Source organism: Herminiimonas sp., from assembly GCF_030655415.1.
This window is the reverse complement of sequence record NZ_JAURVN010000014.1, coordinates 356742-374683: the sequence shown is the minus strand read 5'-3', so window position 1 is coordinate 374683 and position 17942 is coordinate 356742. Positions and strand designations below refer to the sequence as shown.

At 50.8% G+C, this 17942-nt stretch carries 20 protein-coding genes; 13 read left to right on the top strand and 7 right to left on the bottom strand.

Annotated elements, in window-relative coordinates; all coding sequences use genetic code 11:
• The first annotated feature begins 8 nt into the window (after positions 1–8).
• From Q7T66_RS10920 to Q7T66_RS10885, 8 genes are all read left to right on the top strand, one after another.
• Entirely contained in the window at positions 9–2975 is a 2967-nt protein-coding gene (locus tag Q7T66_RS10920) for a formate dehydrogenase subunit alpha (RefSeq protein WP_304933368.1), read from the top strand.
• A 119-nt stretch (positions 2976–3094) separates the two neighbouring features.
• Positions 3095–3724, top strand: a complete 630-nt coding sequence (gene fdh3B, locus Q7T66_RS10915; RefSeq protein ID WP_304933367.1) for a formate dehydrogenase FDH3 subunit beta — start codon at positions 3095–3097, stop codon at positions 3722–3724.
• Complete coding sequence (locus Q7T66_RS10910; RefSeq protein ID WP_304933366.1) at positions 3721–3948, top strand: hypothetical protein; 228 nt, start codon at positions 3721–3723, stop codon at positions 3946–3948. The genes fdh3B and Q7T66_RS10910 overlap by 4 nt, the downstream gene beginning before the upstream one ends.
• A 22-nt stretch (positions 3949–3970) precedes the next feature.
• Entirely contained in the window at positions 3971–5134 is a 1164-nt protein-coding gene (locus Q7T66_RS10905; RefSeq protein WP_304933365.1) for a formate dehydrogenase subunit gamma, read from the top strand.
• 10 nt (positions 5135–5144) lie between these two features.
• The gene (locus Q7T66_RS10900; protein ID WP_370691642.1) at positions 5145–5486 is read left to right on the top strand and encodes a hypothetical protein; all 342 of its coding nucleotides are present in this window, start codon (positions 5145–5147) and stop codon (positions 5484–5486) included.
• Positions 5487–5697: 211 nt separating this feature from the next.
• Positions 5698–6543 carry a formate dehydrogenase accessory sulfurtransferase FdhD gene (locus tag Q7T66_RS10895; RefSeq protein ID WP_304933364.1) on the top strand — a complete coding sequence of 282 codons (846 nt, stop codon included), beginning with the start codon at positions 5698–5700 and terminating at the stop codon, positions 6541–6543.
• A gap of 136 nt (positions 6544–6679) precedes the next feature.
• Complete coding sequence (locus tag Q7T66_RS10890; RefSeq protein ID WP_304933363.1) at positions 6680–7384, top strand: ABC transporter permease; 705 nt, start codon at positions 6680–6682, stop codon at positions 7382–7384.
• Positions 7384–8055, top strand: a complete 672-nt coding sequence (locus tag Q7T66_RS10885) for an energy-coupling factor ABC transporter ATP-binding protein (protein ID WP_304933362.1) — start codon at positions 7384–7386, stop codon at positions 8053–8055. The genes Q7T66_RS10890 and Q7T66_RS10885 overlap by 1 nt, the downstream gene beginning before the upstream one ends.
• 29 nt (positions 8056–8084) lie before the next feature.
• On the opposite strand, the gene Q7T66_RS10880 is transcribed toward Q7T66_RS10885, so the two are convergent.
• The 4 genes from Q7T66_RS10880 to Q7T66_RS10865 form a co-directional block, all read right to left on the bottom strand.
• Positions 8085–8702 carry a sensor histidine kinase KdpD gene (locus Q7T66_RS10880; protein WP_304933361.1) on the bottom strand — a complete coding sequence of 206 codons (618 nt, stop codon included), beginning with the start codon at positions 8700–8702 and terminating at the stop codon, positions 8085–8087.
• 2 nt (positions 8703–8704) lie between these two features.
• The gene (locus Q7T66_RS10875) at positions 8705–10333 is read right to left on the bottom strand and encodes a tetratricopeptide repeat protein (protein ID WP_304933360.1); all 1629 of its coding nucleotides are present in this window, start codon (positions 10331–10333) and stop codon (positions 8705–8707) included.
• 147 nt (positions 10334–10480) lie between these two features.
• Positions 10481–10870: a 4-oxalocrotonate tautomerase family protein gene (locus tag Q7T66_RS10870; RefSeq protein WP_304933359.1), complete on the bottom strand. Its 390-nt coding sequence runs from the start codon at positions 10868–10870 to the stop codon at positions 10481–10483.
• 49 nt (positions 10871–10919) lie between these two features.
• Positions 10920–11336: a MarR family winged helix-turn-helix transcriptional regulator gene (locus Q7T66_RS10865; RefSeq protein WP_304933358.1), complete on the bottom strand. Its 417-nt coding sequence runs from the start codon at positions 11334–11336 to the stop codon at positions 10920–10922.
• Positions 11337–11535: 199 nt separating this feature from the next.
• On the opposite strand from Q7T66_RS10865, the gene Q7T66_RS10860 reads away from it, so the two are divergent.
• The 4 genes from Q7T66_RS10860 (at position 11536) to Q7T66_RS10845 (ending at position 15052) form a co-directional block, all read left to right on the top strand.
• The gene (locus Q7T66_RS10860) at positions 11536–12168 is read left to right on the top strand and encodes a 2OG-Fe(II) oxygenase (protein WP_304933357.1); all 633 of its coding nucleotides are present in this window, start codon (positions 11536–11538) and stop codon (positions 12166–12168) included.
• Between the two features lie 214 nt (positions 12169–12382).
• Positions 12383–12679: a helix-turn-helix transcriptional regulator gene (locus Q7T66_RS10855; RefSeq protein WP_304933356.1), complete on the top strand. Its 297-nt coding sequence runs from the start codon at positions 12383–12385 to the stop codon at positions 12677–12679.
• 51 nt (positions 12680–12730) lie between these two features.
• Complete coding sequence (locus Q7T66_RS10850; protein WP_304933355.1) at positions 12731–13912, top strand: MFS transporter; 1182 nt, start codon at positions 12731–12733, stop codon at positions 13910–13912.
• An 87-nt stretch (positions 13913–13999) separates the two neighbouring features.
• Positions 14000–15052: an alkene reductase gene (locus Q7T66_RS10845; RefSeq protein ID WP_304933354.1), complete on the top strand. Its 1053-nt coding sequence runs from the start codon at positions 14000–14002 to the stop codon at positions 15050–15052.
• Between the two features lie 125 nt (positions 15053–15177).
• On the opposite strand, the gene Q7T66_RS10840 is transcribed toward Q7T66_RS10845, so the two are convergent.
• The gene (locus Q7T66_RS10840; protein ID WP_304933353.1) at positions 15178–15492 is read right to left on the bottom strand and encodes a GNAT family N-acetyltransferase; all 315 of its coding nucleotides are present in this window, start codon (positions 15490–15492) and stop codon (positions 15178–15180) included.
• Positions 15493–16111: 619 nt separating this feature from the next.
• Between Q7T66_RS10840 and Q7T66_RS10835 the strand changes: the two genes are divergently transcribed.
• Positions 16112–16546: a hypothetical protein gene (locus Q7T66_RS10835; protein ID WP_304933352.1), complete on the top strand. Its 435-nt coding sequence runs from the start codon at positions 16112–16114 to the stop codon at positions 16544–16546.
• A gap of 46 nt (positions 16547–16592) precedes the next feature.
• Here Q7T66_RS10835 and Q7T66_RS10830 read toward each other — a convergent pair whose 3' ends face one another.
• Both Q7T66_RS10830 and Q7T66_RS10825 read right to left on the bottom strand, forming a co-directional pair.
• Complete coding sequence (locus Q7T66_RS10830; RefSeq protein ID WP_304933351.1) at positions 16593–17003, bottom strand: lysozyme inhibitor LprI family protein; 411 nt, start codon at positions 17001–17003, stop codon at positions 16593–16595.
• A 164-nt stretch (positions 17004–17167) separates the two neighbouring features.
• The gene (locus Q7T66_RS10825; RefSeq protein WP_304933350.1) at positions 17168–17929 is read right to left on the bottom strand and encodes an ABC transporter permease; all 762 of its coding nucleotides are present in this window, start codon (positions 17927–17929) and stop codon (positions 17168–17170) included.
• Positions 17930–17942: the final 13 nt, after the last annotated feature.

Genomic DNA, 17942 nt, shown 5'->3' with positions numbered 1-17942 from the left:
GTGACGTCATGCTGTTAACTCGCAAAAGCAACGCTGCAGAGCGTTCGCCTGCCCGCTTCACATCCAGTCTTGCTGATAGCCTGTCGCGCGCATTGCCGACTATGGATAGACGCGGCTTTCTCAAACGCTCTGGCATCGGTATCGGCGCCGGCATTGCTGCGGCACAGCTAGGACTTATTCAAAAAGCCAAAGCTGCAGAAGGCGGAAAAGCCGCAGCCGGTGGCAGCAAGATCGAAGTCAAACGTACCATTTGTACGCACTGTTCAGTTGGCTGCGCATCTGATGCGATCGTCGAAAATGGCGTGTGGGTACGTCAAGAACCTGTCTTCGATTCGCCGATTAATCTTGGCGCGCATTGCGCCAAAGGTGCAGCACTACGCGAGCATGGTCATGGGGAGTACCGCTTGAAATATCCAATGAAATTAGTCAATGGTAAATATCAGCGCATCAGCTGGGATCAAGCCATGAACGAAATCACAGCCAAGATGCTCGATATTAGAAAAGTCAGCGGGCCGGATTCTGTTTTCTTCGTGGGTTCTTCCAAACACAATAATGAGCAAGCAGCGTTGCTACGCAAGTTCGTTTCCTTCTTCGGCACCAACAATACCGATCACCAAGCCCGTATCTGCCACTCGACCACTGTGGCCGGCGTCGCCAATACCTGGGGCTATGGCGCGATGACCAACAGCTACAACGATATGCAGAATTCGAAGGCTGCGTTGTACATCGGTTCGAACGCCGCTGAAGCCCATCCGGTTTCAATGTTGCACATGCTGCATGCGAAAGAAATCGGCTGCAAAATGATCGTGGTCGATCCGCGTTATACACGTACCGCTGCAAAATCAGATCAATACATACGCATACGTTCAGGTTCTGATATTCCGTTCCTGTGGGGCGTGCTGTATCACATCTTCAAAAACGGCTGGGAAGACAAACAGTACATACACGACCGCGTCTACGGCATGGAAAAAGTCCGAGACGAAGTCATGAAATGGACACCGGAAAAAGTCGAAGAAGCCTGCGGTGTGCCAGAAGCCGAAGTCTACAAAGCCGCAGAAACAATGGCGAAGAATCGTCCTTCAACAGTCGTCTGGTGCATGGGACAGACGCAGCACACGATCGGTAATGCGATGGTGCGCGCATCCTGCATTCTGCAACTGGCTTTGGGTAACGTTGGTAAATCCGGCGGCGGCACGAATATTTTCCGCGGCCACGATAACGTACAAGGCGCGACTGACGTCGGTCCTAATCCTGATTCACTGCCTGGTTATTACGGTCTGGCGACCGGTTCATGGAAACACTGGTGCACCGTCTGGGGCGTTGACTACGAATGGGTGAAAAAGCAGTTTGCTTCGCAAGCCATGATGGAAAAATCCGGCACCACCGTTTCACGCTGGGTCGATGCCGTACTTGAAAAAAGCGAGCACATAGACCAGGAAAATACGGTCAAGGCCATGCTGTTCTGGGGCCATGCACCGAACTCGCAAACACGCGGGCTGGATATGAAAAAGGCCTTCGACAAACTTGATCTACTGGTCGTGATCGATCCATATCCATCTGCTACCGCAGCGATGGCAGCGATGAAAGTCGATGGACAAGAACTCAATCCAAATCGTGCTGTGTATCTATTACCTGCAGCGACGCAATTCGAAACATCGGGTTCGGTGACAGCTTCGAATCGTTCTTTGCAATGGCGTGAAAAAGTAATCGAGCCATTGTTCGAGTCGCGTACCGATCACATGATCATGTATCAAATGGCGCAAAAGCTTGGCTTCGGCAAAGAGTTGGTCGCCAAGATCAAACTGGTTCCAGGCAAGGGCGGCATGATGGAGCCGGAACCTGAATCGATGCTGGAAGAAATCAATCGCGGCACATGGACGATCGGCTATACCGGTCAGTCGCCTATGCGTTTGAAAGCGCACATGCGCAACATGAATTTGTTCGATGTGAAAACGCTCAAATGCAAAGGCGGCAAGGATGCCGTCAGCGGCTACGACATGACCGGCGATTATTTTGGTTTGCCATGGCCTTGTTACGGCACACCAGAATTGAAACATCCGGGCTCTCCTAATCTGTATGACACATCAAAAACAATGATGGAAGGTGGCGGTAATTTCCGCGCCAACTTCGGTGTTGAAAAAGATGGCGTCAGTCTGTTGGCGGAAGATGGTTCGCACAGCAAGGATGCCGATATCACTACCGGTTATCCAGAGTTCGATCACATCCTGATGAAAAAACTCGGCTGGTGGGACGACCTTACCGATGTCGAGAAAAAAGCGGCTGAAGGCAAGAACTGGAAGACCGATTTGTCTGGCGGGATTCAGCGCGTAACGATGCAAGTGCATGGCGTACATCCATGGGGTAATGCGAAAGCACGCGCCGTGGTGTGGAACTTTCCTGATCCGGTACCTCTGCATCGCGAACCTCTGTACGGCACACGTCCGGATCTGGTCGCCAAATATCCAACGCATGAGGATAAAAAAGGTTTCTGGCGCATGCCGACTTTGTATAAGTCGCTGCAAGACAAAAATATCGAAGCCAAGTTGTACGAGAAGTTTCCTATCATCCTCACTTCAGGACGTCTGGTTGAGTACGAAGGCGGCGGTGAAGAAACGCGCTCCAATCCTTGGCTGGCCGAACTGCAGCAAGAGAACTTTGTCGAGATCAATCCAAAAGCAGCATCCGATCGCGGCATACGCAACGGTGATTACGTGATCGTCAGTACGCCGACCGGCGCGCGCATTAAGGTCAAGGCCCTGGTGACAGTGCGGGTAGGGGCGGACACGGCATTTATTCCGTTCCATTTCTCTGGATGGTGGCAGGGCAAGGACATGATCGATTCGTACCCAGAAGGCGCGGCACCTATCGTGCGCGGTGAAGCTGTGAATACGGCGACAACTTATGGTTATGACTCGGTCACGATGATGCAGGAAACCAAGACCACGATTTGCAATATCGAGAAAGCAACGGCGTGATTATCAACTGAACTAATAGCGATGAAAGTAACGGGGATGAAAGCAGCAATGAAGCATCTAGTGAAATCAGACAGTACAAATCGTTGAACGTTGATAAGAACAGCTAAGGAGAGATCAAAATGGCACGAATGAAATTCATCTGCGATGCAGAGCGCTGTATCGAATGCAATGGTTGCGTGACCGCTTGCAAAAACGAGCATGAAGTCCCGTGGGGTGTGAATCGCCGACGTGTAGTAACAATCAACGATGGCGTGATCGGACAGGAAAAAACCATATCCGTCGCTTGTATGCATTGTTCCGATGCGCCTTGCATGGCGGTGTGTCCGGTCGATTGCTTCTATCGCACCGATGAAGGCGTGGTCTTGCATGACAAGGACATCTGCATCGGTTGTGGTTACTGCTCATATGCTTGTCCGTTCGGTGCGCCACAGTTCCCATCCAACGGCACCTTCGGCTTGCGCGGCAAAATGGACAAGTGCACGTTCTGCGCTGGTGGTCCGGAAGAGAATGGATCGAAAGCAGAGTTTGAAAAATACGGACGTAATCGTCTGGCTGAAGGCAAGTTGCCAGCCTGCGCTGAAATGTGTTCGACCAAAGCCTTGCTGGGTGGTGATGGCGATGTGATTGCCGATATCTTCCGCGCTCGCGTACTGCGTCGTGGCAAAGGTAGCGAAGTCTGGGGTTGGGGCACTGCATATGGCAAATCGCATAATCCAGAGGCAAAAGCGCCAGCGGAGAAAAAATCATGATGCGCGCTCTGTTGATCTCAGTACTTGCGCTGACAGTGTTCGGCTGCAGCGAAAAAACTCAGTCGCAAGACAAAGAGCGCGTCTCTGGCGATGTTCCGCCATACAAGGGCGCAGCTAATGATCCCTATGTGATCAAGGGCTGGACCGCTGGCAACAAGACCGAATGGGATACGCAAATGCGCAACCGTGCTCAATCGCAGAACGAGTATGTGAAAACCAATTGATGCATTCGCAAGGAGAATGATCATGAATAAATGGTTCGCCAAACTCGCTTTAGCCTCATCGCTGATCTTTGCGATGAACGGTCTTGCGATGGCCCAAGCGACTGAACCTGCTGCAAATAAAGCAGCAGAATCCAAAGCGGAAGCAACACCGCCCGCTGTACAGAATATGTCGAATATTCAATCCGACGATATTCTCTACATGAAGCAAAATCAGGCTGAGCGGACTCAAGTTCAGCGCGGTAATATGGCGCCGGTTTATCGTCAAATCAAAGAGGGCGAGGAACATTATTCCAGCCTGCCTGCGCTGGAATCCGGCGTCTTGATTCAACCGAAAGCACAATTCCCCGGGCAAGCACGTGCGACTACTGCGGGTGAAGCGTGGCGTCAATATCGCAATGGCCCGCTGACCTTTTACGGTGGTTGGTTGATCATTGTTGCGGTCGTAGGCATCGCGGCTTTTTATCTGGCGGTTGGCACGATCAAATTGAAAAGTGGCCGTACTGGTCGGCTGATCGAGCGCTTTACATCCTTCGAGCGCATCTCGCATTGGACGGTTGCGATCAGCTTCCTGACCTTGGCATTTACCGGTCTGCTGATGTTGTTCGGTAAATATGTTGTGCTACCGGTATTCGGGCATACGGCTTTCGGCTGGCTCGCGTATGCCTGCAAGAACGTCCACAATTTTGTAGGGCCGGTTTTCACTGTGTCGCTGATAGTGATGTTCGCGATTTTTGTAAAAGATAATTTTCCGACAAAAGCTGATTGGCAATGGTTGGTGAAGCTGGGCGGTGCACGTGGCCATGCCAGCGCGGGCCGCTTCAATGCCGGTGAAAAATTATGGTTCTGGGGCGGACTGGTCTTCCTTGGTTTGATCGTTAGCGTATCTGGTTTTGTGCTCGACATGCTGGTGCCCGGCATTCTGTACACACGCGGCAATATGCAGATTGCCAACATCATTCATCTGGTTGCTGCGGTACTTGTGTTCAGCGCGTCGCTGGCGCATATCTACATCGGTACGCTGGGGATGGAAGGCGCTTACGAGGCAATGTCGACCGGTTATGTCGACGATGCGTGGGCGAAAGAGCATCACGACATTTGGTATGCGGAAATTGAAAGTGGAAAAGTGCCACGCGTTCGTACTGAAAAAGGCGCGGATAAATTGGGCATCCCGGCCAAGGCTGTCTAAGGAGATAAACATGAGCAAAATACAGATGAATAAGTTGCTGATCGCGGTAATGGGCTTGATGGTGATGGGCGTGGCGTCGGCGAAATTGCCGCCCTTGAGCGATGAAGCCAAAGCGAAAGCCGACGAAACCAAAAACAAAACAGCCTGGAGCGACAAGGTCGCTGCCTATCAGTTATGCCAAGCTCAAGATAAAGTCGCTGCGAGTTACTTGAAGCAAAAAGGCAAACCAAAACCAGCGGTTGAAGTACCTGCGTGTACCAATCCGGGCCCGTATGTGGCATTGCAGGTCGCGACATCTACTGTGGGTGTAGCTGATTCAAAACCGGTTCCTGCCGCTGGCGCAAAAAAATAATCAGTCATTCGTAATAGGCAATCCATCTCTTCAAGGTGGATTGCCGCAGGTTGCTCTGAACCCTGAGAACCTCTTGCCGTTATAATCCCTCCTGTGCCAACAATAAGTGCGATGTTCATATGACATTCGCCTTTTGTCGCGCGCCAAGCATCATGTAAAAACATGAATCCGATAATGAACAGGGGTTTTCGCCTGTCCAAAATGAGTCGCCATGTCGTATCGCCCAGAATTTACCAGTACGCCTATCAAGCTGACATACGACGTTAACGTCGTCGATGAAACTACGCAGGTTTCGCAAATTGCGATTCCCGCTGAACGTCCGTTGACGGTCTACGTTGATGGTCGTGAGTTGATCACGCTGATGACCTTGGGTGCAGCACCCGAAGCACTCACGCTGGGCTATTTGCGCAATCAACGTTTGGTGCACGCGATAGAAGAAGTTGTGTCCATTCATGTTGACTGGGACAAGCATGCAGTTGAGGTAACAACGCGCGGCGGAATCGAGAACATTGAAGAACGTACCGCCAAGCGCGTGGTGACCACAGGTTGCGGCCAAGGCACGATGTTTGGCGGTTTGATGGATGAAGTCGATACGATAGTTTTGCCACCTGACGCCAGGTTGAAGCAATCCACCTTGTATAAAATCGTCAACAAGATACGCACGCAGGATTCGGTCTATGCAAAAGCCGGGTCAGTACATGGTTGCGGCTTGTTTTCATCCGAAGGTGAACTGCAGTATTTCATCGAAGATGTCGGTCGCCACAATGCGGTCGATTCCATCGCAGGCATCATGTGGCTGGAAAATATCAGCGGTGCTGACAAGGTCTTTTACACCACTGGCCGTTTGACTTCAGAGATGGTGATCAAGGGCGCGCAGATGGGCATGCCATTTTTGATTTCGCGATCGGGCACGACGCAGATGGGACATCTGGTCGCAGAAAAGGTCAACATGACTTTGCTGGCACGCTGCACCGGCAAACACTTTTTACTGGTGACTGGCAAAGAACGTCTGATCTACGAACCGGAATTGCTGGACGTTCCACTACACGTCGCCTGACGCCGTTTGACGCCAGCTTCTGACCTTATTTGCCGCGCAAACTAAAGTCTTCTACCGATGCACATTTAGAGTGCGTTAAAATTGCGCCAGCATAATAAATCGCGATGAGTTTCGTCGCCTTACTTCCTCATTCTCCATGCCATTAATTGACGCCACCCAGGCTGCTTTCGGTTTGCTCTTTTCGGGCGACCCGGTGCTATGGCGAATTATCTGGATCTCGCTGAAAACTTCGATCGTTGGCTTGCTGATTGCAGCGCCGGTCGCTGTGTTGATCGGTTATGTGATTGCCACGCGCGAATTCACCGGGCGTCGCATTGTGATCTGGATCGCGCAGGCCGCGCTATCTCTGCCTACCGTTTTGATTGGCTTGTTGCTCTACTTGCTGTTGTCGCGTCAAGGGCCTTTCGGTTCGCTGCAATGGTTGTTCACGCAATCAGGCGTCATCCTCGGACAAATCCTGATCGTGTTGCCGGTGCTGATTGCATTCACTTTGTCGGCTGTGCAAGCAGCTGATCCGCGTTTGGCTGAAACGGCAATCGTGCATGGCGCTTCCAGATGGCGCGTGATGCTGACGGTTTTGCACGAAGTACGCTTTGGTGTGATGGCTGCAGTGATCAATGGCTTCGGACGCGTCATCTCTGAAGTGGGTTGCGCGATGATGGTTGGTGGGAATATCGCCGGCGAAACACGCACCATCACAACCGCAATTGCGCTGGAAACCAGCAAAGGCGAATTCGCTCAAGGTATTGCGTTGGGAATTGTCTTGGTAGCGTTTGCCTTGTTGATCAACGCCGGCATGATGCTATTGCAAGGTGACACACGTCCTGCGAGGAATATGTGATGGACGCATTATTAACTATCCACAATCTGCAAAAGAAATTTCATCAGCGTCAATTGCTGAACATTGAAAATCTATCGATTGCAGCAGCGCAAGCTTATGTGCTGACTGGTGCCAACGGCTCAGGAAAAAGTACCTTGATGCGCATCTTGGCAGGACTGGAATCGGCCGATGCGGGTGAAGTGAAATTTAATGGTGAGGCCGTCGCTCTGTCGCCTTATCCGCGCGTGATGCGCGACGCCATCGTCTACGTGCACCAGCATCCAGTGATGTTCTCCACCAGCGTTGCCGACAATATTGCGTATGGCTTGACGGTGCGCGGTGTAGCGAAAAATATCATTGCTGAAAAGGTCGAGGAAGCCATAGCGTGGGCCGGCATCGCGCACTTGCGCAAGAGTATTCCGACATTTTTATCCGGTGGCGAAAAGCAGCGCGTCGCGTTAGCGCGGGCGCGTGTATTGGCGCCGAAATTGTTGTTGCTCGATGAACCGACCGCCAATCTGGATGGTGCTGCGCGCGAGCAGGTGATCGCCTTGATTCCAACATTGGTAGGCGAGGGCAGCAGTGTCATCATGGCTTGTCACGATAGAGACTTGATTGCATTGCCGGGCGTGCAGCGTTTGAAAATACGTGACGGTACGCTGGAAGTAAAAGAGATTAATCTGCAGCACTAAAAAAGCGTGCTTGATGAAGCGCTTTGTTTTTAAGGCAAGCGTAAAGTAAAAAGCGCGCCGCCTGCCGGCAGTGATTGCAATTGCGTGCTGCCGAATCGGCCTTCATTTTGATGCGCGCGGGCGATGGCTTCGCACAAGGCCATGCCTAAACCGGTAGATGGTTTTTCCTCTGTTGTTCCCAAACCTGGCCCATCATCTTGAATCGTGAAAACGATCTCGCCATTTTTTTTCTCACAGGCGATACTGATCTCCGATTTCGCAAAGCGCAACGCATTTTGTAGTGCTGCATCCAAAGCCATTCCCGCTAAATACTCATCGAAGAATGCGATGGCCGGCATGGCTTCGTCATTGATGGTGATCTGTATTTGTGGAGCTTCGGCAGAATGTTCTACCAAATGATTACGCACCAATGCCTGCAAAAAATCATCCGGGCTGACTGCTTCAACACGTGCGGTCAAAGCGTGTTCGGAAGCTTTGTATAGCGTCAAGAATCCGATTAACTTTTCACGCAGTGCGACACACGTCGTATGCGCTTGCACCGCTTGCTTATGATCGAGATCTGCAGTTAACGCAGATAGTTGGCCTTCCAGCACGCCCAAGGCATTCTTTAAATCGTGCACGATGATTGCGGTCATTTGTGGATTCATGCTTATGCCTGCCGCGCGACTTTAACCAGCGTTTCACGCAGGAAGCGATACATCTTCGCGACACGTTCGCTGTTCGGCATCAAGCCGTCCAGTTGCGCCAGATAGCCGTTCACGCGCTCTACATACGATCTATCCAAACCTTTTTGACTCATCCATAACAAATGAAGTTGGGCGGCGGCGAGTAACACGCCGGTATTGTCGGGCGTGGCAATCAAGGCTTCTTCCAACTTGGCGAGTGAATCGTCAAATTGGCCGTTGCGCATCAGTTTGGTCGCCTCGTCGACGATCAATGCGCCTGCACTAATCGACTCTTCCACGATCTTTTCGATCATCGCTTCGTTGCCAGTGTCTTTCAACACCCGGCGTGCAAAAGCCACCAGTCGTTCGTTTTCATGATCGGCCTTGATGGCCTTGGTCATGATGCGTGCACCTTCTTCATTCAATCCGATGCAGAATGCGGCCTTCGCCAAAGCGAGTGTATCGGCATCGGCGCGCACTTCGCCTGCGGCTTCTTTGGCAGATGCGAATGCAGCCTTGGCAGATTCCATATCGCCCAGACCGGCAAAAGCCTGCGCGGCGATAATCGCCTGTTTGGTAGAAAAATAAGGATCGTCGTGATAGTCCTTGGCCGCCACGCTCAAGACAGTCAAAGCCAAAGTCGGCTCGCGCGTATCCACATGCACTTGCGCCAGTGACAGCGCGTCGGACGCTTGCGCCGTCAACGAGCCGCGGGTGTGATTGACGGCCTTGGTGAAAGCGCTGCGTGCCTGCTCCAGATCACCGACACGGTAGGCGGCATCGCCAACCAGACGACTGCGACGTGCGGATGGAATGACTTCATACGACTTGTTCAATGCATCAAGCGCCTCTTGATCCTTGCCTTGCGACTCGGCGATTTGCGCGAGCAAATCATAGGCGCCGATGAATTGATTATTCTTTTCGAGTACGCTTTCGACAATGACTTTGGCTTCATCGAGTTTGCCTGTAGCTTGATGACAACGTGCCAGTCCAAGCTTGGCCCAGACCAAATCATTCCGCAGGTTCAATGCTTCTGCATAGACTTTACGTGCGGCTTCCACATCGCCAAGATCAAGTGCAGCAGATGATTTCAATTTCAATACATCGACTATCCACTTCGGATCGCTTTGCGCGACTTTGTCGCACTCGGCAATCGCACCGGTCAGATCTTTGCGATCCAATCTGTCGGTGATTGGTTTGAGCGCATGCTGTCTATCGAGCAAGCGTTCGATGCGATCTGCGATGCGGCCGCCGGTCAGCGGTTTGACCATGTAAGCATCCGGTTGAAATTCTGCGGTGCTGGCGACGCTGTCGTAACTGCTTTCTGCCGTGACCATAAAGAACATCGAGGTCGGCGACAGCATTTTGTTCGAACGCAAAAATTCCAGCATTTGCTGGCCGTTGGTTTCTTTGTTTAGGTTGTAATCGCAAACGATGACATCGTAATTGACGTTGCGTATGAACTTGATTGCGTCATCCGGCGTGGCGGCTTGATCAACCTGTTCTATACCCAATTGTCCCAACTGAGTACGAATGTTTTGCCGCATGGTCTGCAAATCATCGACTACGAGTGCGCGCAGTTTGGCAAGACGACTATTGAGGATGGTGGCCATGTGTATGTGAGGTGGAGAATTCACTCATCATACCGTTGTGCGAGTATTTTTTGACAGTCTGAATTGCAAAAATATCACTTTTTCTGTTGCGCTTATTAATGTGATGCGACCTGGTTTCGACCGCATCACGCGCCAGTACTCTAGAGTTCAATGATGGTAGCGGTACTCTTGCGTGTAGCCGCCATAACCATACGATGCGGCTCTGACATCCTGCACATAGATGTAACTTTCATCGTGCAGATTACCCAGGATACGTTCAAAGCCTGCGAAAGCTTCCTTGATATAAAGCGCCTTCTCATCCTTAGTGTTGGTCTCGTCGGTAATCTTGATGTCGAAGTAAAAGCTGTTCTTGTTTTGCTCGCTGAGAAGATGGCCGCCAACCACCCAGCTATCGCGTCCTACAAAGTCGATGGCGATGGCGGTTACTTCGCGTTTCTTTTTCAGGATGCGGCTAGTGAGATCGAGCAGTAAGTCGGATATTTGCTTGACCATTTCAGGGGATTTTTCGGCACTGACTTTGACGTTGAGGATAGGCATGTGAATCTCCAATTAGTTTGCTATGCAACTACTTTATTAAAAAAAAAGCTCAAGCTATCGTTGAGCGTACTTGTTTCACTTTGGTGACGGTTTCATCAAAGTGGGCCAAACCAAGTTCTTTCTTCAAGCGCTTCGTTACTTCGCCACTTGCTGTGTCTAGTTGTTCTTGCAATGCGATGCCGGCAGCGGTTGCTTGAATTGCTGATTCGCGACCGTCGTTGCCGGTGGCCAGTCGCAACAACAATCCCAATTGCTGCAAACCATCCAGCGAGCGCGTAGCGGTAGAGCGCGAAATCGCCAATTCTTTGGCCAACTCGCTTTGCAGCATGCCCGGCTTTTTCAATACCGCGCGCAGCATGAACGCTTGCGAAGGCGTCAGGCCAAACGGCTTGAATGCCTTGCTCCATTCGCGTTCGAGAACGCGGGCGAGGGCAGTCGTATTGAAATAGAGGCAGTGATCAAACATGAAGCGAGTGTAGGATAATTTAGTTCGCTATGCAACTATAATTTGCGCATCTTGTATTTTCCAACTGGTTCAAGGTTCTCGGCGCATAATGCGTCACCTCCAAGGCCGACGATGATTATTGCAATAGCGCATCTCAATACAATGGCCAGGCATTCAGCCTAAGATCACCTTGAGCACGTTTTCAGAAAAGACTAGAACGATGCTTACAGCAACTCCCTTTGATCCCGAATACTTCAGCGAAGTCTTGCGCCTTAATATCGGCGACGATTTGACTGAGCACGGCTGGTCGCAGCAAAACTTTTTTCTGACGGAAGAGTTGACGATTGTGCTCGCTGCAGAATGTCATTTGTTGAACGATGGCGGCGAAATGAAGTTGGCAGGCGTCGGGCGTGGTGATGATCTAGCGGTAAGGCCGACGATGCGCGGCGACCAGATTGTTTGGCTCAAAGCCGGACAATCAATTGCCTGCGATCGCTATCTGCAAATCATGGAAAACTTGCGCGTCGCACTGAATCGCACGCTGTTTCTCGGCCTTGATGAGTATGAAAGTCACTTTGCTTTTTACGTACCGGGCGCGTCTTATGTGAAGCATCTGGATCGATTTCGGGATGATGACAGTCGTACCGTTTCCGTCGTGATCTATCTGAATCCGGATTGGTTGCCAGCGCAGGGCGGTGCTTTGCGTCTGCATCCTGATGGCAAATCTAGCGAAGACATCACGCCTACAGGCAGTCGACTTGTGTTGTTCATGTCGGCCGACATGCTGCATGAAGTGCTGCCCGCCACGCGCGATCGCATCTCATTGGCTGGATGGTTCAGACGTCGGATGTGATTCTCGTTAGCCGGATATGCGCTGAAACCGTATTGACATTCGGCTGCTATTGCCTTCTTTTCTCTCTGAGAAATACCTAATTCCAATTTCCTGAAAGCAGGATAAATGCGTCGCCAGCACGTTTATTTTTAATATCGTACAATTACGATATTAAATTCTAAGTAACCCGATATTAGTTTCGGATATCAACGAAACATGTCGAAAAGGAAACTGCATGGATAACGATGTCATACACAAAGCCTTGGCTAATCCAGTACGCCGCCAGATTTTGGCCTGGCTGAAAACGCCGGAAGTCTATTTCGCCGAGCAAGAGCATCCGCTCGATTTTGGCGTCTGTTGCGGAATGATCGATAAACGCAGCGGCTTGTCGCAATCGACAGTGTCTGCTCATCTCGCAACCTTGCAAGCAGCGGAATTGGTGACAACACGACGCGTCGGCCAGTGGGTATTTTTCAAACGGAATGAAGCGACGATTCAGGCATTTCTCGAAGCTATACACGACGATCTGTAACGCTGTTTTCCAAGTCCGAACACTCATCAAAAAATATTCAAGAAAGACTGTATGCATTTAGCTTTACTCATTTTGGCGCTAAGCGCTTTTGCCATCGGCACCACCGAATTTGTCATCATGGGCTTGCTGCCTGATGTCGCGCGCAGCTTGTCGGTGTCTATCCCTAGCGCAGGTTGGCTGATCAGCGGTTACGCGCTCGGCGTCGCGATCGGCGCTCCTATCATGGCGGTCGCTACGGCATCCTTCCCACGCAAACGCGCTCTGCTGATGTTGATGGGGATTTTCATCATCGGAAATATTCTGTGCGCGGTCGCCACCGATTACACCTTCCTGATGGTGGCGCGCATTATCACTTCGCTGTGCCACGGCGCGTTCTTCGGTATTGGTTCTGTCGTCGCTGCAAGTTTGGTGCCCGAGAATCGTAAAGCATCCGCAGTCGCCTTGATGTTCACCGGTTTGACACTGGCAAATGTATTGGGCGTGCCGCTAGGTACTGCGCTCGGTCAAGCCGCAGGTTGGCAAACACCGTTCTGGGCAGTCGCGGTACTCGGTGTGTTGTCGCTGATCGGTTTGTGGCGCGTGATGCCGGTGCGACATGACGAAGAAAAAACTGATATCCGTGCCGAGATAGGCCAATTGCGCAATGCCGGTTTATGGGCAGCGTTGGCGACCACCATGCTTTTCTCTGCGGCGGTCTTTGCACTGTTCACCTACGTCGCTCCCTTGCTGGAAGACGTCACGCATGTCTCGCCACGCACAGTTACCTGGACGCTGTTCTTGATCGGTCTTGGTTTGACCATTGGTAATTACATCGGTGGTCGCTTGGCTGATTGGCGTCTCGGCACTGCGTTGACTGGCATCTTCGTGGTGCTGGCGGTGGTCAGTGCGATCGTGCGCTGGACCAGTCCGCATTTGATCCCGCTTGAAATCAATTTATTCCTGTGGGCCTTGGTGTCGTTTGCTGCAGTGCCGGGCTTGCAAGTCAACGTAATGATCTTTGGCAAAGCCGCGCCGAATTTAGTGGCGACGCTGAACATAGGCGCGTTCAACGTTGGCAATGCGCTCGGTGCGTGGGTGGGCGGTTCTGTCATCGGTGCAGGTTTCGGCCTGCAGGCAGTTCCTGTAGCGGCAGCGGTACTTGCGCTGGGCGCCGTAGTGGCTATCCGTATCTCTCTGCATTTTGTAAACCGTGCGGCGGGCGCTGCGCAAGTGCCGGCTGTTGCCGCTGCTTGAACTGAAGTATAGAAATTGCAAAGTATAGATATTAAGTATTGAGTAGAAGTAAAAGCAGTTTTTTCCCAATTCTGAAGAAAGCATGTCATGACTACACTTTTTACACCTATCAAAGTTGGTGATCTTGAATTACCTAATCGCGTTTTCATGGCACCGTTGACACGTCTGCGTTCCAGCGAAGGCCGCGTGCCGAATGCACTGATGGCCGAGTATTACGCGCAACGCGCATCAGCTGGAATGATTCTCAGCGAAGCCACTTCTGTCACTCCACAAGGCGTGGGCTATCCTGATTCACCAGGCATCTGGTCCGAAGAACAGGTCGCAGGTTGGAAGCTGGTAACCGATGCCGTACACAAGGCTGGTGGTCGTATTTATCTGCAGTTATGGCATGTAGGTCGCATTTCCGATCCACTCTATTTGAATGGCGAGTTGCCTGTTGCGCCTAGCCCAATCGCGGCGGAAGGGCATGTCAGTTTGGTGCGTCCGAAGAAAGAATATGTCGTACCGCGTGCACTCGATCTGGCGGAAATCCCAGGCGTGGTCGCGGCTTATCGCAAGGGTGCAGAGAATGCCAAACTTGCTGGCTTTGATGGCGTCGAAGTTCACGGTGCGAACGGTTATTTGCTCGATCAATTTTTGCAAGACAGTACCAACAAGCGCACCGATGCATACGGTGGTTCGATTGAAAATCGCGCACGTCTGTTACTGGAAGTGATAGACGCGTGTGTAGACGTCTGGGGCAAAGATCGTGTCGGTCTTCACTTGTCGCCACGTGGCGCATCGCACTCAATCAGCGACAGCAATCCACTCGCCACTTTTGGTTATGTGATGAAGGAACTGGACCGTCGCGGCATCGCTTTCGTCTGCATCCGCGAAGTGCTCGGCGCCGATCGTCTTGGTCCACAATTGAAGAAACTGTTCAGTGGTGTGTACATCGTCAACGATGGTTTGTCGAAAGAATCTGCCGAGCAGGCTGTGCTGGCAAGCGAAGCTGACGCAGCTGCATTTGGTCGTGTTTTTATCGCTAACCCGGATTTGCCGGCACGTTTGCACAAGGATGCGGAACTGAATCCACAACATGCAGAAACATTCTACGGCGGCGGTGCACAAGGCTATACGGATTATCCAGCGCTGGCTTGATGCTGGTCATTCCCGCGTAGGCGGGAATCCAGTTAGCTTGCGGCGCTGAGTTTTTGCAAAGAGATGCCGATTGAAATAGTGGGGTGAAAAGCTCAATACTTTTCGCCCGACTTTTTTGAATTAGCCTATGCAGCTATATTAAAAATGCGCCGAGTTTCGAGTGTGACCAAAGCATGATGTTGCGAATTTCTACGTAGATATTGCGCAAAAAATCCGCAGATAGGTACGATGTTTTTTTCTGATTCTTCGGCGTGTTCAATCATTTTTCCTGCAAGTTGTGAACCTAATCCTCGACCTGCAAGCGCAGGTAAGACTTCCGTGTGCATGATCATGCACACCTCATCAAAGACGTAGTAATCCACAAAGCCGATCAGACCGCTATCGTCTATCCATTCGTAACGCTGGAGGACGGTGTCTTCTTGTGGTGTTACGTGTTTCATGTTGTTAGCAAAAGTAGAATGAAGAGCAAGGGAGCAGAATGTTTTTCAATGATGGAAAAGATTCTACGCAAGACGTACGAATTTTATCTTGTCGACTAGATTTTTGTGGAAGACCTTACCGCTTTTGAAGCGAAAGATAGCGCTTCGTCTGGCGCATTACTTTAGAACTGATGCTTATTTAAACAACATTTCCTCAGTGCATGGTATTCCCTAAGTTGTAACAGTCTCTGGTGAAAGCTGACGTGAGATCTCATGAGCACAGAATGAAGATTCATTCTGTGAAGGATAGCGCGATGTCATACCAATGCCAAAACGAAAAATGTATGTGTGTTACTCAAAAGGCGACGACCACATGCTTGAATGATTCCAAAGGAACTTACTTCATCTGTTCCGTCTGCAAACATAAAACCTATATTGCCAACGTTGCGCCTAGTGGTACGTATGCGCATTCAACATTCGACAGGCGCGCCATCCAAATGTACTAGCGTAAATAAATAGCAAACGATGACGAAGATTAGTGCCGCAAGTGCATGCGTAGAATTCATTCATGGCAAAATTAATGCAGACAATTATTTTGTCTGCATTAATTATTTGAACATTACTTATTCGGAGGCCACTCGTGCCAGGTAAAAATATGAATGCTGAGCTCAACAAGCTGGTGCGTACACCGGAAGATTGTAGCCGCGTGCTGGTTGCCGCACTTGAATCTGGCGACATCGAATTGTCGGTTGCCTTGTATGAAACCAGCGCCGTCTTGTTCAAGAAGTCAGGCGAAGTAATGACAGGGCTGGAAGCGATACGTGAAAACAATGCGGGCGTCATTGCCTTGAAGCCGAAGTTCACTATTGCATTTATCAAAGCCACCTTGAGTGGCGACGGCACGCTGGCAACTAATCGTATGAAAGCTGAACTAGCGTTCACCAAGCCTGATGGGCAATTGGTGCAAACGAATGTGGATACGCTGGAAGTCTTGCGGAAGCAGGAAGATGGATCGTGGCGTTACATCATCGACGATCCGTACGGCAGTATGCGAGCTGGCATGAAGGATCGCTGATTCTAGCTAGCGTAATCTTCATGCCTGCGTCGCGGGATGTAGCTTCTTATTTTGTTTTCGATTTTTTTCTGTTGTCCAGGAATTGAGCCAATTCCTGATTGCGCGTTTCGGTGTGCAAGCGCAAGCAGCTGTAGTACTCAACTTCTTTCAGCGCGCTGCCGGTGTTGTAGACGCTGATGGTTTTGCAGTCCTGTTCTACAAATCCACTCCACGCTTGTTGCGCAACCTTCATTTGCTTTTTGACCGCTGGATAAGGAATGCCATCAATATCCTTGCTTGGCATTTGCGCGTCGAGTGCTTTGTAGGTAGCGTCAAGTTTGTCACTGGATTTTTTGTATTCGGCTTTTACGCATGCACCCATTTCCTGCGCTGAACCTTTGCCTATGCAAGGATCAACTTGCTGCGCGAATGCGGAAGATGAAAGCAAGGTCAGGAAAAGTAAGGTGATTTTTTTCATTTTATATTTTCGAAAAAGAATGAATAAGAGTGGCGTCGCGTTCGAGTAAGTTTGACGTCAGCTTGATGCCAATTAACTACGCAAACTTGCGGTGATAGCTTGCTTCATATTTTACCCAACGTCAACATGGGCAGTTCCTCTCTGCCGCAGTTGTGCGCTCGCTGTTAGACCTTCAAGCGATAACCAGTTTTGAAAATGTACCAGACTGCAAACAGGCACAAGCTCAAAAATACCAATGTCATCGCCATGCTGATGACCACACTGACGTCCGACACGCCATAAAAACTCCAGCGAAATCCACTGATCAAATACACCACAGGATTCACCAGCGCGATCTTTTGCCATACCGACGGCAACATGCTGATCGAGTAAAAACTGCCACCCAGGAAAGCCAGCGGCGTCACGATCAACATGGGAATGATCTGCAATTTCTCAAAGCCGGTCGCCCAGATGCCAATGATGAAGCCGAACAAGCTGAACGTCACTGCCGTCAAAATCAGGAAGGTCAGCATCCAGAATGGATGAGCGATCTCGAATGTGACGAACAGTCGCGCGGTCGCCAGGATCAGCACGCCGAGGATGATGGATTTGGTCGCGGCTGCGCCTACGTAACCGATGACGATTTCTACATATGAGATGGGCGCGGATAAAATTTCATAAATGGTGCCAGCGTACTTGGGCATGAAGATGCCGAAGGATGCGTTGGAAATACTCTCAGTCATCAGCGCCATCATGATCAGGCCAGGCACAATGAATGCGCCATAGCTGACACCGTTGACTTCCACCATGCGCGCACCAATAGCAGCGCCGAACACAACAAAATAAAGCGAGGTTGAGATGACCGGCGCGGCGATACTTTGCATTAGCGTGCGCCAGGTGCGTGCCAGTTCAAAATGATAGATGGCGCGGATTGCGTATAGGTTCATGGTTGTCTTCTTA